This window comes from Bradyrhizobium sp. 195, from assembly GCF_023101665.1.
Lineage (GTDB): Bacteria > Pseudomonadota > Alphaproteobacteria > Rhizobiales > Xanthobacteraceae > Bradyrhizobium.
In genome coordinates this window covers 5,404,541-5,420,008 of the sequence record NZ_CP082161.1, presented here as the reverse complement: position 1 = coordinate 5,420,008, position 15,468 = coordinate 5,404,541, and the positions used below count along the sequence as shown (strand labels likewise).

Here is a 15,468-nt window from a genome sequence, read left to right as displayed (position 1 = left end):
TGACGCAGCGCGCGCTGAGGAACGGATATCGATCCTTGCTCGTTGAAGCTCGAGCTCCAAAGGAGGATTCGCCGTGAAGGCACTGACATCCATCCTATGCCTGGCAGCGGTCGCAGCCTTCGACAGTGCGCTCGCCCAGTCCGGACAGACAGGGCCGCCTGCGACACAGACCCAGCCCGAACAGAAGGGCCAACCGCAGCCACAGGGTTGGACGGGCCCAATCAATACGGGTTCGGGTGGCGCGCCCGCCGAAAGCCCGCAAGGCCAGAGTCCGCCCGGGATGCAGGCGGCGCCCGAGGGCTCGTCCAAGAAGGTCGTGGCACCGGAGAAGTAGACGTGGTGCCGCCGGAGCTTTATTTCAGCGCAGCCATGGACGTGACCAAGTTCGGCAGAGATTGATGGGATGGGCTTCGTGCGCCTGGGCCATTGCAGCCCTCCTGGAGATTGTCGCTGCGTCAGCGGCGGACGCGCAGCTTGCGGGCCATGGCGGCCCCGTCCGGGCGCTCGCTATTTCGGCTGACGGCGACAGCCTGTTGTCGGGCAGCTTCGATACGTCCGCCATCCGCTGGTCGCTGCAGACCGACGCCGCGGGCGAGGTGCTGCGGTATCATGCGGATGCCGTCAATGCCGTTGCGTTCCTGCAGGACGGCCGCATGATCACCGCGGGCGCCGACGCTCGGCTTGCGGTGTGGACGGCAGGCCGCCAGCAGCCCGATCAAGTCCTGGAAGGACATACCGGCCCGGTCGTGGCACTCGCCGTGGCGCCGGACGGATCGACGCTCGCCTCGGCGTCGTGGGACCACAGCTTGCGGCTCTGGTCCCTGGCCGATGGCGCGGTCCGCGTGTTTCAAGGCCACACGCAGAATGTGAACGGCGTCGCCTTCGCTCCGGACGGCATGTCGCTCGTGAGCGTCGGCTACGATCGTGCCTTGTGTATCTGGCGCTTGCCGGAAGGCCGCCCTGGAACGGTGGAACTGCCGGCGCCATTGAACGCGGTCGCCATCGCGCCCGATGGCGAGATCGTCGCGGCAGGGGCGGACGGCAAGCTGCGCATGCTGACGACGGACGGAAAGCCGGCCGGCGAGGTGGCCGCCGGCGCGGCACCGATCGTCGGCTTGGCGCTTTCAGACGATGGGACGCTGATCGCCGCCGCAGGCATCGGCGGCACGGTTGCCATTGTGGAGCGCAAGTCCCGGAGTGTGTTGAGGACACTCGTGGGGCCCAGCTTCCCGGTCTGGTCGGTCGTCTTCCTGCATGATGCAGCAACGATCGTGACCGGAGGTGCGGACGGAAAGATCCGGCGTTGGAATGTGCAGAGCGGCGAGCCGGTCGGTTCAAATCTGTTCGGGACATCAGCGGGTCCGCTGGCCGCCTATGCGGGCGATCATGGCGCCGAAATCTTTCGCGCCTGCGTTGCCTGTCACACGCTGTCGGCCAACGAGGCGCAACGTGCGGGGCCGACGCTTGCCGGATTGTTCGGCCGGAAAATCGCCTCGCTTCCCGGCTATCGGTTTTCCGAGGCCCTCAAGACGATGGATATCGTCTGGACCCCCGAGACCGTCGCAAAGCTGTTTGAAGTCGGGCCTAACGCCTACACGCCGGGAACCAAGATGCCGGAGCAGCGCATCGGATCGGCCGAAGACCGCCGCGCATTGACCGACTTCCTGGCCCGCGCGACCTCGCAATAGGTGAGGACTCGAATGCCACTGAGGAGCGTTCGCGCTCAGGTCTTGGTGTCCGGCCGGCGCAAATAATCCTCAGTGGTTCGGGGCGGCTCGCGTTCCGGCACGCCCTCGAACGGATCGAACTGCTGTTCACTCATCACGATCACGCGGCAATCCGCGCACATCCTGATGGCGTCGAGGCGCTTGTCGCCGGCCGGATACATCCAATGCCGGCCCTCGAGCTTGGCCGCGATGCGGTCAATCGTGCTCTTCACGCCGAACGCCGTGCCGCAGCGGACGCAAAGCGCAGGCTCTTCCTCCTTGATCACAATCGCGGGCGCGCGGCCGGCGTGGAAATTGATCTGGGGCTTCAGCGTGATGACCTTCTCGGGACAAGTGCTCTGGCAGAGGCCGCATTGCACGCAGGCATCTTCGACGAACTTGAGCACCGGGCGGTCGGGATCGTCGCGGAGTGCGCCGGTCGGGCAGACGGAAACGCAGGACAGGCACAGCGTGCATCCACCGGTATCAACGCTCACTGCGCCAATCGGAGCGCCCTGAGGCAGGGCAATGACGTCGACCGGCTTCGGCGCGAGGCGATGCAGTTCGCCGAGCGCGAAGCGAAGCAGGTCGCGCCGCTTGCCGACGGTCTTGAACGTCGCTGGCGTCTTCACGCCGGCAAGTCTCTCGATGCCTCGCAACTGCTCCAGCAATGAATCCGGATCGTCGGTTTCGATCGCAGCGACCCGGGGCCCTTCAAATCCGAGGCCCGCAAGGATGGTCGCTGCCATGTCGATCGTTTGCCTCAGCCCGGTCACGTCATGCCGCGGCTTGCCGCGGAGCAAGAACCGGAACGCGGCTGCTCCATAGGCAAAAGCACCGATGACAGCCTCAAGCCCGACCTGCGTCACCTCGTTGACGGCCAGAGGGATGACCTCGGCAGGCAGACCCTCGTCGTGACGGGCGAGCGCGTCGATCAGCGGCGTGCCATGCTGGCCCTCGTGCAGCAACAGGACCGGGTTCGATCCGCCGGCCCGGTCGTAGGCGAGCAGCATGGCGCGGATGGTCTGAAGCTGGGTGTCCGCAGGCGGCAACGCGTAGGACGCCGCGCCAGTCGGACAGGCGGCGGCGCATTGGCCGCAGCCGGCGCAAATTTCCGCATTGATGGCAACGTGATCACCAGCCGGTGTGATCGCACTCGTGGGACATAAATCGAGACAGCGATGGCAGCCGGTCAGGTTCGAGCGCGAATGGGCGCAAAGGTTGGGTGTGAATTCGACATATTTTGGCTTATCGAAACGTCCGACGAGATCGCGCGCGCTCAGGACGGCGCGGAGCATGGCACTCGGGTCCTTTGGGTCGGCCCGCAGGTAACCGTCGCGCAGGTCATGCGCTGGAAACAGCGGTCTCTCTCCCGATAGGTCAAGGACGATGTCGCAATGCGAGGTGGCGCCGTTGCGTGGAGGTTCAAAGACGTAGTGATCGCGCGAGGAGGGATGTGGGCGAGCGTAATCGTCGATCGTGAGCTCGAAACCGCCAAAATGTCCTCTGGCGTTCCGGATCGTTCCCTTCACGACCGGGAAGGGCGTTGCCAAAGGCGATATAGTCTCGCCAGGCTCACTCAGTATGACCGTCACATCGAGATGATCCGAAAGTAGCCGCCCGGCTTCGATCGCCGTCTCGTCCCGGCCATAGATCAGGATGACCCCGTCGCTCTCAAGCGTGACCAGCGGATAATCGGGGGCCTGCACGGCGCTCGCTGCGAGCAGCGCCGCCATTTTGGGGCCCGCTTGCGCGCCTTCGGTCGACCAGCCTGCCGTCTCGCGAATGTTCACGAAAGCCATGGGCGCGCAACGCTCGCCGGCCTCCTCCGCAAACAAGGACCGCTGATACGTGCAGGCAACGGTCAGAGGGCCCTCTGCCTTCGCGCCTGCGCGAAAATGGTCGAGCTCGGCGCCGCACAGGTGACGAAAACTCTTGATGTCGTCATTGCCGCATCCGCGCTGGATCGCGGTCACGTCAAGCCGCATCGTGTCTTCGCACGAGCAAATCAGGATGGTCTTGGCCGGCGGCTCCAGGTTCATTCCTCCCGAGACGGGCGACGAATGACGGACTCGCGCCAATCCTTTGCCTCGTATAAATATTGTCAATCGGGAAAAAGGGGAAAGTGGAGGACGGCCTGCGGTCGATTCCAACCAACCACGCTTCCATGGCGGAACCCATCCAATTGCCGCCACCCTTTACGTTGGTCCGGTTGCGCGAGAGCGGAGATGCCTTTGCCCATGCATGCCGCATTGCACCCGAAAGCGGGCCCGGCACGCTAGTCTATGTCGGCCGGTTTGATCTTGCCGAGTTCGCGGTGGTGCTGGAGCCGGCCGAGCCGCTGATCACCGCGCGCCGCGCCTTCTACGCCGGCATGGTTGCCCTGACGGACGCCCTGGGTGCCTATGCGCCGCCGACCAAGGCGGTTGCGATCGATTGGCCTGATGCGGTGAGGATTGACGGCGGGCTGGTCGGCGGGGGACGGCTGGGGTGGCCCGCGTCCGCGGAGGAGGATGAGCCGCCGGACTGGCTCGTGTTTGGCGCCATGATCCGGACGGTCATGATGAACGATCACGATCCCGGTGTTCATCCGCTCGCCTCCGCCCTTGATGAGGAAGGGTTTGGCGAGGCCGGCGCGGTACAGCTGACCGAGAGCTTTGCGCGACACCTGATGCGGGCGACCGATAGCTGGCAGGTCGATGGATTCGACAGCGTCGCGCGTGACTATCTCAGCCGCATCCCTCGCGAGCGGCAAATGGTTCGACGCATCGATGATCGCGGCGATCTGCTCACGCGGCGCTCCGGCTCTGACACGACTGAGCGGGCAGGCCTAGCTAAGGCGCTCGCCACGCCATCCTGGCTCGATCCAAAGCTCGGAGGGCCAGCGTCGTGAAAAAGGCGGTGAAGCTTCTGCGCACCATCGCGCTCGATGCCTCCGATACCTTCGTGTTCGACGCGCCGGCAATCTCAGGCGAATGGGCGGTCTCCGGCGCCTTCCGCTTCTGCGATCAGGATCCGGCGAAACTTAGCGGAAAGGCGCGGGCCGCCTTCCGCAGCGGCTTTCTCGGCGTGCGATCCTGGGGGTGGTCGACGCTGGCGCAGATTGTTCCGGCGACTGAGGATGATTGCCAGGCGCTGATCGAACTGCTTGCCAGGCAACTCGTTGATCTCTTCGGCGCACCGGACATCGCAATTGCGAGGACCGCTGCGGAAGAGGAAGTCACCTTTGCGCAGTCGCTCTGCACGCATCCGATCAGCTCGCTGATTGCGGTCCACCGTTCGGCGCGCGACGGCGACGTCCACGAGGCCTTCCGGAAGCTGCAACTGCGGGAAGGGCAGCGGCATGGCAAGGCATTCTCGTTCATGGAAATTGAGGATGAATGATTTCTGGATCGCATGCGGCCATCATCTGCTCGATCGCGACGAGAGCGGCCGGCTTTGCGTCACCGACGAATTCTTGAAGGCTTATTTTGTCCGCCCCGAGCTGATGCCGCCGAAGGACGCGTGTCCGGTCGAACGAAGACTGCATCGTGAGTTGCTTGCTGATCCGCGCCGGGTCGTCGTAGCCGACGAGGTCGCTGCGATCGCCGATGAGGACGCGCGGGAGAACTGGCGCTTGGTACTGGGGTTTCGCGATCTCGTGTTGCGGCACCCGACGCTCGAAGCCGCGTATCTCGCGGCCCTGCGCTCGCGGTCAAACGACCTGCCGCCGCTGTTCATCGATCAGCTCGTGCACGTGATCTTGCGCAATGCGCTTGATGACAACGAGGATCCGTTCGTGCTGCGCGCCGCCGAGCTGTTCTTCCGGCCGCAGCGTATCCTACCGCATGAACAGGCCTTGCTGCTTGGCGATGAAGAGGTCGTCGGCGGTCGCAGCCCGACGCCTGTCTTGTCGCTGATCTCGATGCTGGGCACCAAGACGGACGCGCAGCTCGACGTGTTGAGCGAGGACAATGCCGAGAGCTATTGGGACCGCAGCGACCAGTTCGATATGGCTCTCGATCTCACCGCGGGTGGGCGAGGGGCGCGCGCGCTGGCGCAGGCCATGACACGCTGGGTCTCCCATCTGCTCGGGATCGATGTTGCCATCGAACCGCTGACGGAACGATGCGAGGTGCAACTGACCTGGTATATCGGGTTGGACGCTGACGCCACCAGGATGGGCGATCGGCTTTGGCACGGCGAGGAACTTGACGAGCCCAGCGCAGGGCGAGTGCTTTCGCTGTTTCGCCTGACCTTTTCGGATTCTCGGCTCGCCATCGAGACCCTGCAGGGCGAGCCGGTCTATCTGATCCTGGCGACGACAGCCGATCAGAAGCTCCGCATGAAACCGCAAAATCTGTTGACGGGACTCCCGATCAGGTGTCTGGAAGCCATCTCATGAGCGCAGCCCTGCCAATCTTGCGTATCCCCGTCGGCATCGTCGTCGAACGGCGCAAGGCGGAGTCGCCTTGGATCGATTTCATCTGGCGAAGCGCCGCCGTGTTGCCGGACGAACCGAATACGAAGCCCTGGACAATCTTGCGCGAGCAGGAGGGCAACACCTTGTTTTATGCCGGCAGCGCAACGGTCGACCTGTACGTGTCGGAAACCGCGCGTTACCGCGACAATATTGCATCCGGAACGCCGAGCATCTGGGTGGTCTTGAGCCCATCCGAGGGGGCCTGGCCTTATGGCATCGCCGCCGCGACCGCTGATCCCGCGGAAGGAGAGGGGTTTACCGAGGCCGCTGACAATCTGGTTGAAGCCGTGCCGATGCCCGAGGCGATGCGCGAGGTGATTGAAGGCTTCGTTGCCGAACACCACGTCGAGAGAGAGTTCGTCAAACGCGAGCGACGGCGCGCCGATCCGGAGGCGCTGGCGCGTCGGCAGGATGAAGGCGGGCAAGAATGACTGAGGAAGAGTTTCTCGCACGTTGGTCGCGCCTTAAGCGCGGGTCAAAACCGGATGCTCCGCTAGCGGAAATAGCCGGGCCGGCCGATGAAGCCGCGGTGCCATCCCCGGCGGCCGAGGCCGAACCGGAGGTGGATCTCGGCAGCTTGCCGTCGATCGATGCGATCGCGGCGGGGACCGACATCACCGCGTTCCTGCGCAAAGGTGTTCCGCAGGACTTGATGCATCTGGCTCTTCGCCGCGCCTGGACGGCCGATCCGGCGATCCGCGATTTCGTGGGGCTGGCCGAGAACGCCTGGGACTTCAACGATCCGACTGCCATGCCGGGGTTCGGACCGCTCGATTGCTCGCAGGCCGAGTTGGCCGCCTGGGTCGACCGGATCGTCGGCGGCCTGCGTAACGCCGCAGAGCCACAGGCTGACGTGCTGACGCAGCTGCAGGAATTCCCGGATGTTCCGAACGCGGATGTTGTGCAATCCGCCGTGCTTACGGAGAAGCCTGATGAAGCGGTCCTCACGGAGATCGCAACTCCCGCTGCATCGCAACCGACGATGGAAGCCAGCACTGTTCGGCGCCGCACACACGGCGGTGCCCTGCCTCGCTAGGGTTGCGACCAAAGGCTATAGCCATAACCTATGGGTCGGCAATTGACCGCCTGCGGAACCAGGTCTACGCTTCGCTAGCGCTTTGTTACGCAAGCAAAATCAGTCACTCGGGTCTCGTGCAAGGAGGTCCCTATGCGTGACGTCGGGCTTGATCGTGCCATTAACGCCGCAGGCGGCGTGGCCCAGCTTGCGCGCAAAATAAGCATCAGCCAGCCCTCGGTTTCGAACTGGAGCAAGATACCCGCGCGGCGGGTCATGGCGGTGGAAGCGGCAACGGGCGTTCCCCGCGCCGAGCTGCGGCCTGATCTTTATCCTGATCAACATCACGAGCGCACGGTAGCGCGAGACAGCATCGATCCGATCGATATCGCGCGGGCGCAGGAATATGACCTTCTCGCCGCCTTGCTCGCGGCTGCGCCGTCGAAGAGCTTGCTCGACCGGCTTGCCGGTTTGAGCGGAGACGGAACCCCGCTTGGCCAGGCTCACGCCAGCTTGGCGGAAGCCGCTTCGCACGCGAACGCAGCTCAGGTTGAGCGCGAATATTTCGACCTCTTCGTCGGCCTCGGCCGCGGCGAGTTGCTGCCTTACGCCTCCTACTATTTGACCGGCTTCCTCAACGAACGGCCGCTGTCACGTTTGCGAACCGATCTCGCGGCGCTCGGCATCGCGCGCGCCGAGGGCAATAGCGAACCCGAGGATCATGCCGCCATCCTCTGCGAGATCATGGCCGGAATGGCTGACGGCCGCTTGGAAGCGCCGTTCGTTGCGCAGCGTGCGCTGTTCGACAAACACGTTTCATCCTGGATGGGACGTCTGTTTGCGGACATGGAGCACGCGGCGAGCGCAACGTTCTATCGCACGGTCGGCACGCTCGGCCGCCTGTTTATCGAGATCGAGAGACGAGGATTTTCGTTCGCCAAGTGACCAAGCCAAGGGTGGTCCGGGAGAGATGCGATGAGCGATGAAAAAAAAGCGATCGTTGGACGGCGCGACTTTCTCCGCAAGGTTGGCATCGGCACCGTTGGCGCTGGCGCCACGCTGGCGACGCCGCTAGTCGGCTCTGCGCAAGCCGACAGCGAGAACAACGATGAGAAGCGCAAGGCGCGCTACAAGGAATCCGATCACGTAAAGGCCTATTACCGCGTCAACCGCTATCCCGCCTGAGGGAGGCTGCCGTGCTTATCAAGCGAACAGATCAGCATTCCGGATCCGAGCGCCGTGGCTCGGTCGCGGACACCCTGGCAAGTCAGACCGGCGGTCTCGATCGCCGCGCCTTCCTGCAAAGGTCCGGTCTTGCGGCTGGCACGCTCGCGGCACTCGGCTCCATGCCGGTTTCCGGCGTGCGCAAGGCCGAGGCCGCCGTGGCCGGTCCGCTGGCCGCGGGTGCCACTGTGAAGAAAAGCATCTGCACTCATTGTTCCGTCGGATGCACGGTGACAGCGGAAGTGTTGAACGGGGTCTGGATCGGCCAGGAGCCGACCTGGGAGTCCCCCATCAATCGCGGATCGCATTGCGCGAAGGGTGCTTCCGTACGCGAGCTGGTGCATAGCGACCGGCGTTTGCGCTATCCGATGAAGCTCGTGAACGGGCAATGGACGCGCGTCTCCTGGGAGACTGCGATCAACGAGATCGGCGACAAGATCCTCGAGGTTCGCGAAAAGTCGGGACCCGATTCCGTTTATTGGCTCGGATCGGCCAAGATGACCAATGAAGGCTCATATCTGTTCCGCAAGCTCGGGGCGTTCTGGGGCACCAACAACACCGACCATCAGGCACGTATCTGTCATTCAACCACGGTTACCGGCGTCGCCAACACCTGGGGCTACGGCGCGATGACCAACAGCTACAACGATATCCGCAATGCCAAGACCCAAATGATCATGGGCGGCAATCCGGCCGAGGCGCACCCGGTTTCGTTGCAGCATCTGCTCGAGGGCAAGGAGCTGCAAAAGGCCAACTTCATCGTCATCGACCCGCGCATGACGCGCACCGCTGCGCACGCGACGGAATACGTGCGGATGCGTCCAGGCACCGACATTCCGGTGCTCTACGGCATGATGTGGCACATTCTCCAGAACGGCTGGGAGGACAAGGAATTCATCCAGCAGCGTGTCTACGGCTTCGATGATCTCCGCAAGGAAGTGGAGAAATGGAATCCGCAAGAGGTCGAGCGCGTCACCGGCATTCCCGGCGAACAGCTCAAGCGGGTCGCCAAGTTGTTCGCGACCGAGAAGCCGTCGACGCTGATCTGGGCCATGGGCCAGACCCAGAAGACCGTCGGCACCGCCAATGTGCGGGCGAGCTGCATCCTGCTGCTCATGACCGGCAATGTCGGTGGACCGGGCATGGGCGCCAACATCTTCCGCGGCCACGACAACGTGCAGGGCGCGACCGACGTTGGGCTCGATATCGTGACGTTGCCGTTCTACTACGGCCTTGCCGAGGGTGCGTGGAAGCACTGGTCGCGGGTCTGGGACGTCGACTACGAGTTCTTGAAGTCGCGCTTCGATGACAAGAAGATCATGGAAACGCCCGGCATTCCGCTCACCCGCTGGTTCGAGGCAGTGACGTTGCCGAAGGATCAGGTCGCTCAGAAAGACAATGTGCGGGCGGTGTTCGTTCAGGGACATGCCAGCAATAGCATCACGCGCATTCCGGAGTCTCTCAAAGGCCTGAAGGCGCTGGACCTGCTTGTCATTGCCGATCCCCATCCAACGACCTGGGCATCGCTGGCGGTCGAGGCCGGGCGCAAGGACGGTGTCTACATCCTTCCGGTGGCCACGCAATTCGAGTGCAAGGGATCGCGCGTCGCTTCGAACCGCTCGCTGCAATGGGGCGAGCAGATCGTCAAACCGATCTTCGAATCGAAGGACGACCTCGAGGTCATCTATCTGATGGCCAGGAAGCTCGGCTTCGCCGACCAGATGTTCAAGAAAATCAAGGTCGAGAACAATCTGCCTGAAGCGGAAGACGTGCTGCGCGAGATGAATCGCGGCAGCTGGTCGACTGGCTATTGCGGGCAATCGCCCGAGCGGCTCAAGGCGCACATGAAGAACCAGGCGAAGTTCGACATGCTGACGATGCGTGCGCCCAAGGACGATCCCGAGGTCGGCGGCGATTATTACGGCCTGCCGTGGCCGTGCTGGGGCTCGCCGGAAGTCCGGCATCCCGGCACGCCACTGCTCTACAACACCAATCTCGCGGTGATGGACGGCGGCGGCACATTCCGGCCGCGCTTCGGCATCGAGCGCGAGGAGAAGCTGCCCGACGGCACCACGCGCAAGGTCAGCCTGCTGGCCGACAAATCCTACTCCAAGGATTCCGAGATCCAGGACGGCTATCCCGAATTCACCTTGGCGAGCCTGAAGAAGCTCGGCTGGGACGCCGACCTCACCGAAGCGGAGATGGCCACGATCATGAAGGTCAATCCGGCCAATCCGGATTCGGTGTCGTGGTCGCTCGATCTCTCCGGCGGCATCCAGCGGGTCGCGCTCAAACACGGCTGCGTGCCGTATGGCAATGGCAAGGCACGCATGAACGCCTTCGGCCTGCCTGATCCGATTCCGGTCCATCGCGAGCCGATCTACACGCCGCGTGTCGACCTCGTCGAGAAATATCCGACGCTGCCCGATGCCAAGCAATTTCGCATGCCCAACATCGGCTTCTCGGTGCAGAAGGCTGCCGTGGAGAAGGGGATTGCCAAGCAGTTCCCGCTCATCCTTTCCTCGGGCCGTCTGGTCGAGTATGAGGGCGGCGGCGAGGAGACGCGCACCAATCCGTGGCTTGCCGAACTGCAGCAGGACATGTTCATCGAGATCAATCCGGCCGATGCTGCTGATCGCGGCGTCAAGGATGGCGGCTGGGTCTGGGTCACGGGTGCCGAGAACAATTCCAGGGCGAGGATGAAGGCGCTCGTCACCGAGCGTGTGGGCAAGGGCGTAGCCTGGATGCCCTTCCATTTCGGCGGCTGGCTGGGAGGCAAGGATCTTCGCAGCGCCTACCCGAAGGGGACCGATCCGATCGTGCTCGGCGAAAGCGCGAATACCATCACGACCTACGGATATGATCCCGCGACGGGCATGCAGGAGCCCAAGGTCACGCTTTGTCAGATCGCGGCGGCATAGGGAGCAACGACGATGGCACGTATGAAATTCCTCTGCGACGCCGACCGTTGCATCGAATGCAATGCCTGCGTCACCGCCTGCAAGAACGAGCATGAGGTGCCCTGGGGCATCAACCGGCGCCGCGTGGTCACCATCAATGACGGCAAGCCGGGCGAGCGCTCGATCTCGATGGCCTGCATGCACTGCACCGACGCGCCCTGCGCGGCCGTGTGCCCCGTGAACTGCTTCTACACCACCGCTGATGGCGTGGTGCTGCACTCCAAGGACCTCTGCATCGGCTGCGGCTATTGCTTCTACGCCTGTCCGTTCGGCGCCCCGCAATATCCCAAGGTCGGCAACTTCGGCTCGCGCGGCAAGATGGACAAATGCACCTACTGCGCCGGCGGCCCCGAGGCCGACGGCAGCAAGGAGGAATACGAGAAGTATGGCGCAAACCGGCTGGCGGAGGGCAAGCTGCCGCTGTGTGCCGAGATGTGCTCGACCAAGTCGCTGCTCGCCGGTGACGGAGAGATCATTGCCCAGATTTACAAGGAACGTGTGATGAAGCGCGGTTACGGCTCCGGCGCGTGGGGCTGGAAGACCGCGTATCGCGAGACGATCGAGTCCTGACGCGGACGGCAGAAGGACGCGATACGGGAGGCGCAGATGGCGTCATTTGGAAGATTCGTAAGCTTGCTGTTTGGTGTAGGTGCGCTGCTTCTGGTGCTCACGGCGGTTCCTGCGAGTGCCCAGCAGGTCAATCCGACCGCGAGCTCCGTCAAGGAGCAGCAACTGCTGCAGGAACTCAATCGGATCCAGGGCCGTGTCAGCATTCCGGATCAGAGGTCGGGCGTGCTCGAGCAACCGCAGGGGCGCGAGTGGCGGGAGTTTCGCAATGTCACGCTGCGCTGGATCGGCGGCGTTGCGATTGTCGGCATGCTGGCTGTGCTCGTGATCTTCTATCTCACCCGTGGCATGGTGCGGCTCGAAAGCGGGCGGTCGGGACGCACGATCGTGCGCTTCACCGTTTTTGAGCGTTTCGTGCATTGGATGACGGCCACCTGCTTCATCATCCTCGCCATCTCGGGTCTGAACATCACCTTCGGGCGGCCGCTGTTATTGCCTCTGATGGGATTTGAAGCCTTCTCCGAATGGTCGCAATGGGCGAAGTATGCCCACATCTATCTAAGCTTCCCGTTCACCATCGGCGTCGTCCTGATCTTCCTGATGTGGATCGCGGGAAATATCCCGAACAAGGTGGACGTTGGCTGGATCAAGCGGGGAGGGGGCATTGTCGGCCATGATCATCCGCCGGCATATCGCTTCAATGCCGGCCAGAAGATGATCTACTGGATCGTCGTGATCGGCGGCGGCCTCGTTGCCGCAACGGGATACGCGCTGATGTTCCCGTTCTACATGAGTGGCATCGAAGGCATGCAGATGGCCCAGATCATCCACTCCGTGGTGGCTGTATTATTCGTGGCCGCAATGATCGCGCATGTTTACATCGGCACGATCGGGATGGAGGGGGCTTTCGAGGCCATGGGCTCGGGTGAGGTCGACCTCAACTGGGCGCGCGAACATCACAGGCTTTGGCTCGACGAGCAGATGGCGCGAACTGGACCGAACGATCAAAAGCCGCAACGGGCGCCCGCTGCGGCTGAATGAAAAGAACGGCTGATACAGGTTGGTTCGGTATGCTCTATTGCGTCCGCTCTCTGGCGAACAGGACGGACCGGTCCTCGATCTGCTGCTCCGGCAGCGTGCCCGCTTGGCCTGTTTGCAGTTCTTGAATGCTTGGCATGCCGCTCTGTGCAGAGCGAAAAAGTGCATGCGATCGGAGCATGCTGCTGGCCGCACTGATAACGAGCAGAGCCGAGACGAGCGAAAGCATAATGCGTTTCATCCGACATCTCCATCCGGAGTTGCATCCGCCAGGACGGAGTAAGCTTCAATTCGCCCCGGTGATGTGAGCCGCCTCACATCTTTCCGAGTTTTTTTCGGGTTCCCACGGCTGACAAAGGGCGGGCGATCCTCATTGGTCCAGTTTCCGGCTCACCCAAGCGGTACGCAAAACAACGGCCCTCGGAAAAACCGTGGGAGTTTGCAATTGAGGTCGAGACCACCGCCCGAGTGACCGTGACAAGGTGTCGGCCCGACGCAACCGACGTCGTGCAGTCATTTCAGAAGCTGAAGGGGCACGAGAGGGGGCGGCGGCCCTTGAGCAATAAACGCCCGCGCGAAAGCCAGCTGCAGCGCTGCCTGCGGTTTAGCTGAGGAACCTTCGCAACGAGGTCGAGTTTTGCCATAGGGGAAAGGGCCCTTGGCAAGAGGCAAGACCGTGCAGCAAGACGTGCGCGTGCGCACCACCGCGCAGATCGCGGGTCATCCCATTCATCCGATGCGGGTGCCGATACCGATCGCGTGCTTCGTCGGGGCGCTGCTGACCGACATCGCCTATGTCGCCAGCGCCGAGATCATGTGGGCGGATTTTTCCGCCTGGCTGCTGCTCGTCGGCGTCGTCTTCGGCGTGCTGGCGGCGATCGCGGGCCTGACCGATTTGCTCGGCAACCGGCTGGTGCGGGCGCAGACGCCGGCCTGGCCGCATTTCATCGGCAATGCCCTGGTGCTGGTCCTCGCGACCGTCAACGCGCTGATCCATACCCGCGATGCCTGGACCTCGGTGTGGCCGACGGGGCTCGTTCTGTCCGTGATCACGGTGCTGATCCTGCCCATCACCGGCTGGCTCGGCTGGGCCATGGTCTATCGCCACGGCGTGGGAGTTGCGCGATGACTTTCTCCATTGCCCGCGCGCTGTTGTGCTCCTCGCTGCTGTGTCTTGCCGGCTGCAATGACGGCAGCGGCGATCCGAAGGCGCAAGTGGGCGCCAACCCTATTCTTCCTGACATCCAGCAATACCTGCTGCCGCCGGTCCACATCGCCCGCATCGTCGGCTGGAAGAAGGACGAGACGCCGGCCGTGCCGCAGGGCCTGCAGGTCAAGGCCTTTGCGACCGGCCTGCAGCATCCGCGTTTCATCTACATGCTGCCCAACGGCGATGTGCTGGTGGCGGAATCCAAGGCGCCGAAGGGGGGCGCGATCAAGCGGCCCAAAGAGATCGTCATGGGATATATCGAGTCCTGGGCGACCTCGGGCGGCAACGACACCGGGCCGGGCAACCGCATCACGCTGCTGCGTGACGGCAATGGCGACGGCGTGCCGGAGACGCAAAGCGTCTTCCTCGACCATCTCAACTCGCCGTTTGGCATCGCGCTGGTCGGCAACGATCTCTATGTCGCCAACACCGACGCCATCGTCAAATATCCCTACACGGAAGGTGATACCAAGATCACCGCGCCGGGCACGGTGCTGACGCCGCTGCCGGGCGGGCCGATCAACCATCACTGGACCAAGAGCCTGGTCGCCAGCCCCGACGGCTCGAAGCTCTATGCCGGCGTCGGCTCCAACAGCAACATCACCGAGAACGGCATGGAGGCCGAGCACAACCGCGCCGCGATCCTCGAGGTCGACCGTGCCAGTGGCCGCTGGCGCGTGTTCGCAAGTGGCTTGCGCAATCCCAACGGGCTCAGCTTCGAGCCGCAGACCGGCACGTTGTGGACGGTGGTGAACGAGCGCGACGAGCTCGGTCCCGATCTCGTCCCCGACTACATGACCTCGGTGAAGGACGGCGGCTTCTACGGCTGGCCCTACAGCTATTACGGCGAGCACGTCGATCCCCGCGTCAAGCCGCAGCGGCCGGATCTCGTCGCCAAGGCGATCGTGCCGGATTATGCCCTGAGCTCGCATGTCGCGCCGCTCGGGATGGCTTTCAACACCGGCTCCGGCCTGCCGGCCGCTTATCGCGGCGGCGCCTTCGTCGGCGAGCATGGCAGTTGGAACAGGCAGGTGCTCAACGGCTACAAGGTGGTATTCGTGCCGTTCACGGACGGCAAGCCGAGCGGGCCGACGCAGGACGTCGTGACGGGCTTCCTGAACAGCGACAACAAGGCGCGTGGCCGTCCCGTCGGCGTCGCCATCGACAAATCAGGCGCTTTGCTGATCGCAGACGATGTCGGCAACACGGTGTGGCGGGTGAGCGCGGTCCATCCGCAGCTGACGCAACGTTAAGCCCACCGGCGCGTTATCGGGCAGACGTTCCCT

The 15,468-nt window shown here is 63.5% G+C and carries 16 protein-coding genes; 14 read left to right on the top strand and 2 right to left on the bottom strand.

Annotated features, from left to right (window positions below; all coding sequences use genetic code 11):
• Window positions 1-73: 73 nt before the first annotated feature.
• Window positions 74-334, top strand: coding sequence for a hypothetical protein (locus tag IVB26_RS25310; protein ID WP_247967885.1), 261 nt, complete (start codon window positions 74-76; stop codon window positions 332-334).
• Between the two features lie 64 nt (window positions 335-398).
• Entirely contained in the window at window positions 399-1,688 is a 1,290-nt protein-coding gene (locus IVB26_RS25305; RefSeq protein WP_247967884.1) for a c-type cytochrome, read from the top strand.
• A gap of 35 nt (window positions 1,689-1,723) precedes the next feature.
• Here the strand turns inward: IVB26_RS25305 and IVB26_RS25300 are convergent, their stop codons facing one another.
• Window positions 1,724-3,694, bottom strand: a complete 1,971-nt coding sequence (locus IVB26_RS25300) for a 4Fe-4S binding protein (RefSeq protein ID WP_247973270.1) — start codon at window positions 3,692-3,694, stop codon at window positions 1,724-1,726.
• A 179-nt stretch (window positions 3,695-3,873) separates the two neighbouring features.
• Here IVB26_RS25300 and IVB26_RS25295 point away from each other — a divergent pair, with 179 nt between their 5' ends.
• From IVB26_RS25295 to IVB26_RS25250, 10 genes are all read left to right on the top strand, one after another.
• The gene (locus IVB26_RS25295) at window positions 3,874-4,599 is read left to right on the top strand and encodes a biotin/lipoate--protein ligase family protein (RefSeq protein WP_247967883.1); all 726 of its coding nucleotides are present in this window, start codon (window positions 3,874-3,876) and stop codon (window positions 4,597-4,599) included.
• A gap of 8 nt (window positions 4,600-4,607) precedes the next feature.
• The gene (locus IVB26_RS25290; protein WP_247973269.1) at window positions 4,608-5,090 is read left to right on the top strand and encodes a DUF6505 family protein; all 483 of its coding nucleotides are present in this window, start codon (window positions 4,608-4,610) and stop codon (window positions 5,088-5,090) included.
• A complete protein-coding gene (locus IVB26_RS25285) occupies window positions 5,083-6,090 on the top strand; it encodes a DUF6352 family protein (RefSeq protein ID WP_247967882.1) in 1,008 nt (335 codons plus the stop codon). The genes IVB26_RS25290 and IVB26_RS25285 overlap by 8 nt, the downstream gene beginning before the upstream one ends.
• Entirely contained in the window at window positions 6,087-6,599 is a 513-nt protein-coding gene (locus IVB26_RS25280) for a DUF3305 domain-containing protein (RefSeq protein ID WP_247967881.1), read from the top strand. Before IVB26_RS25285 ends, IVB26_RS25280 begins: the two co-directional genes overlap by 4 nt.
• Window positions 6,596-7,204: a DUF3306 domain-containing protein gene (locus IVB26_RS25275; RefSeq protein WP_247967880.1), complete on the top strand. Its 609-nt coding sequence runs from the start codon at window positions 6,596-6,598 to the stop codon at window positions 7,202-7,204. Before IVB26_RS25280 ends, IVB26_RS25275 begins: the two co-directional genes overlap by 4 nt.
• A 132-nt stretch (window positions 7,205-7,336) precedes the next feature.
• The gene (locus IVB26_RS25270) at window positions 7,337-8,128 is read left to right on the top strand and encodes a molecular chaperone TorD family protein (protein ID WP_247967879.1); all 792 of its coding nucleotides are present in this window, start codon (window positions 7,337-7,339) and stop codon (window positions 8,126-8,128) included.
• Window positions 8,129-8,158: 30 nt separating this feature from the next.
• On the top strand, window positions 8,159-8,368 hold the full coding sequence (locus IVB26_RS25265; protein ID WP_247523795.1) for a twin-arginine translocation signal domain-containing protein: 210 nt from the start codon (window positions 8,159-8,161) through the stop codon (window positions 8,366-8,368).
• An 11-nt stretch (window positions 8,369-8,379) separates the two neighbouring features.
• A complete protein-coding gene (locus IVB26_RS25260; protein ID WP_247967878.1) occupies window positions 8,380-11,328 on the top strand; it encodes a formate dehydrogenase subunit alpha in 2,949 nt (982 codons plus the stop codon).
• Between the two features lie 12 nt (window positions 11,329-11,340).
• The gene (gene fdh3B / locus IVB26_RS25255) at window positions 11,341-11,937 is read left to right on the top strand and encodes a formate dehydrogenase FDH3 subunit beta (RefSeq protein ID WP_007592757.1); all 597 of its coding nucleotides are present in this window, start codon (window positions 11,341-11,343) and stop codon (window positions 11,935-11,937) included.
• Between the two features lie 36 nt (window positions 11,938-11,973).
• A complete protein-coding gene (locus IVB26_RS25250; RefSeq protein ID WP_247967877.1) occupies window positions 11,974-12,975 on the top strand; it encodes a formate dehydrogenase subunit gamma in 1,002 nt (333 codons plus the stop codon).
• Window positions 12,976-13,009: 34 nt separating this feature from the next.
• Here IVB26_RS25250 and IVB26_RS25245 read toward each other — a convergent pair whose 3' ends face one another.
• Window positions 13,010-13,213 carry a hypothetical protein gene (locus IVB26_RS25245; RefSeq protein ID WP_247967876.1) on the bottom strand — a complete coding sequence of 68 codons (204 nt, stop codon included), beginning with the start codon at window positions 13,211-13,213 and terminating at the stop codon, window positions 13,010-13,012.
• Window positions 13,214-13,648: 435 nt separating this feature from the next.
• On the opposite strand from IVB26_RS25245, the gene IVB26_RS25240 reads away from it, so the two are divergent.
• Both IVB26_RS25240 and IVB26_RS25235 read left to right on the top strand, forming a co-directional pair.
• Window positions 13,649-14,101 (top strand): DUF2231 domain-containing protein, encoded by a 453-nt coding sequence (locus IVB26_RS25240; protein WP_247973268.1) that lies wholly within the window; start codon window positions 13,649-13,651, stop codon window positions 14,099-14,101.
• Window positions 14,098-15,435 (top strand): PQQ-dependent sugar dehydrogenase, encoded by a 1,338-nt coding sequence (locus tag IVB26_RS25235; RefSeq protein ID WP_247967875.1) that lies wholly within the window; start codon window positions 14,098-14,100, stop codon window positions 15,433-15,435. Before IVB26_RS25240 ends, IVB26_RS25235 begins: the two co-directional genes overlap by 4 nt.
• Window positions 15,436-15,468: the final 33 nt, after the last annotated feature.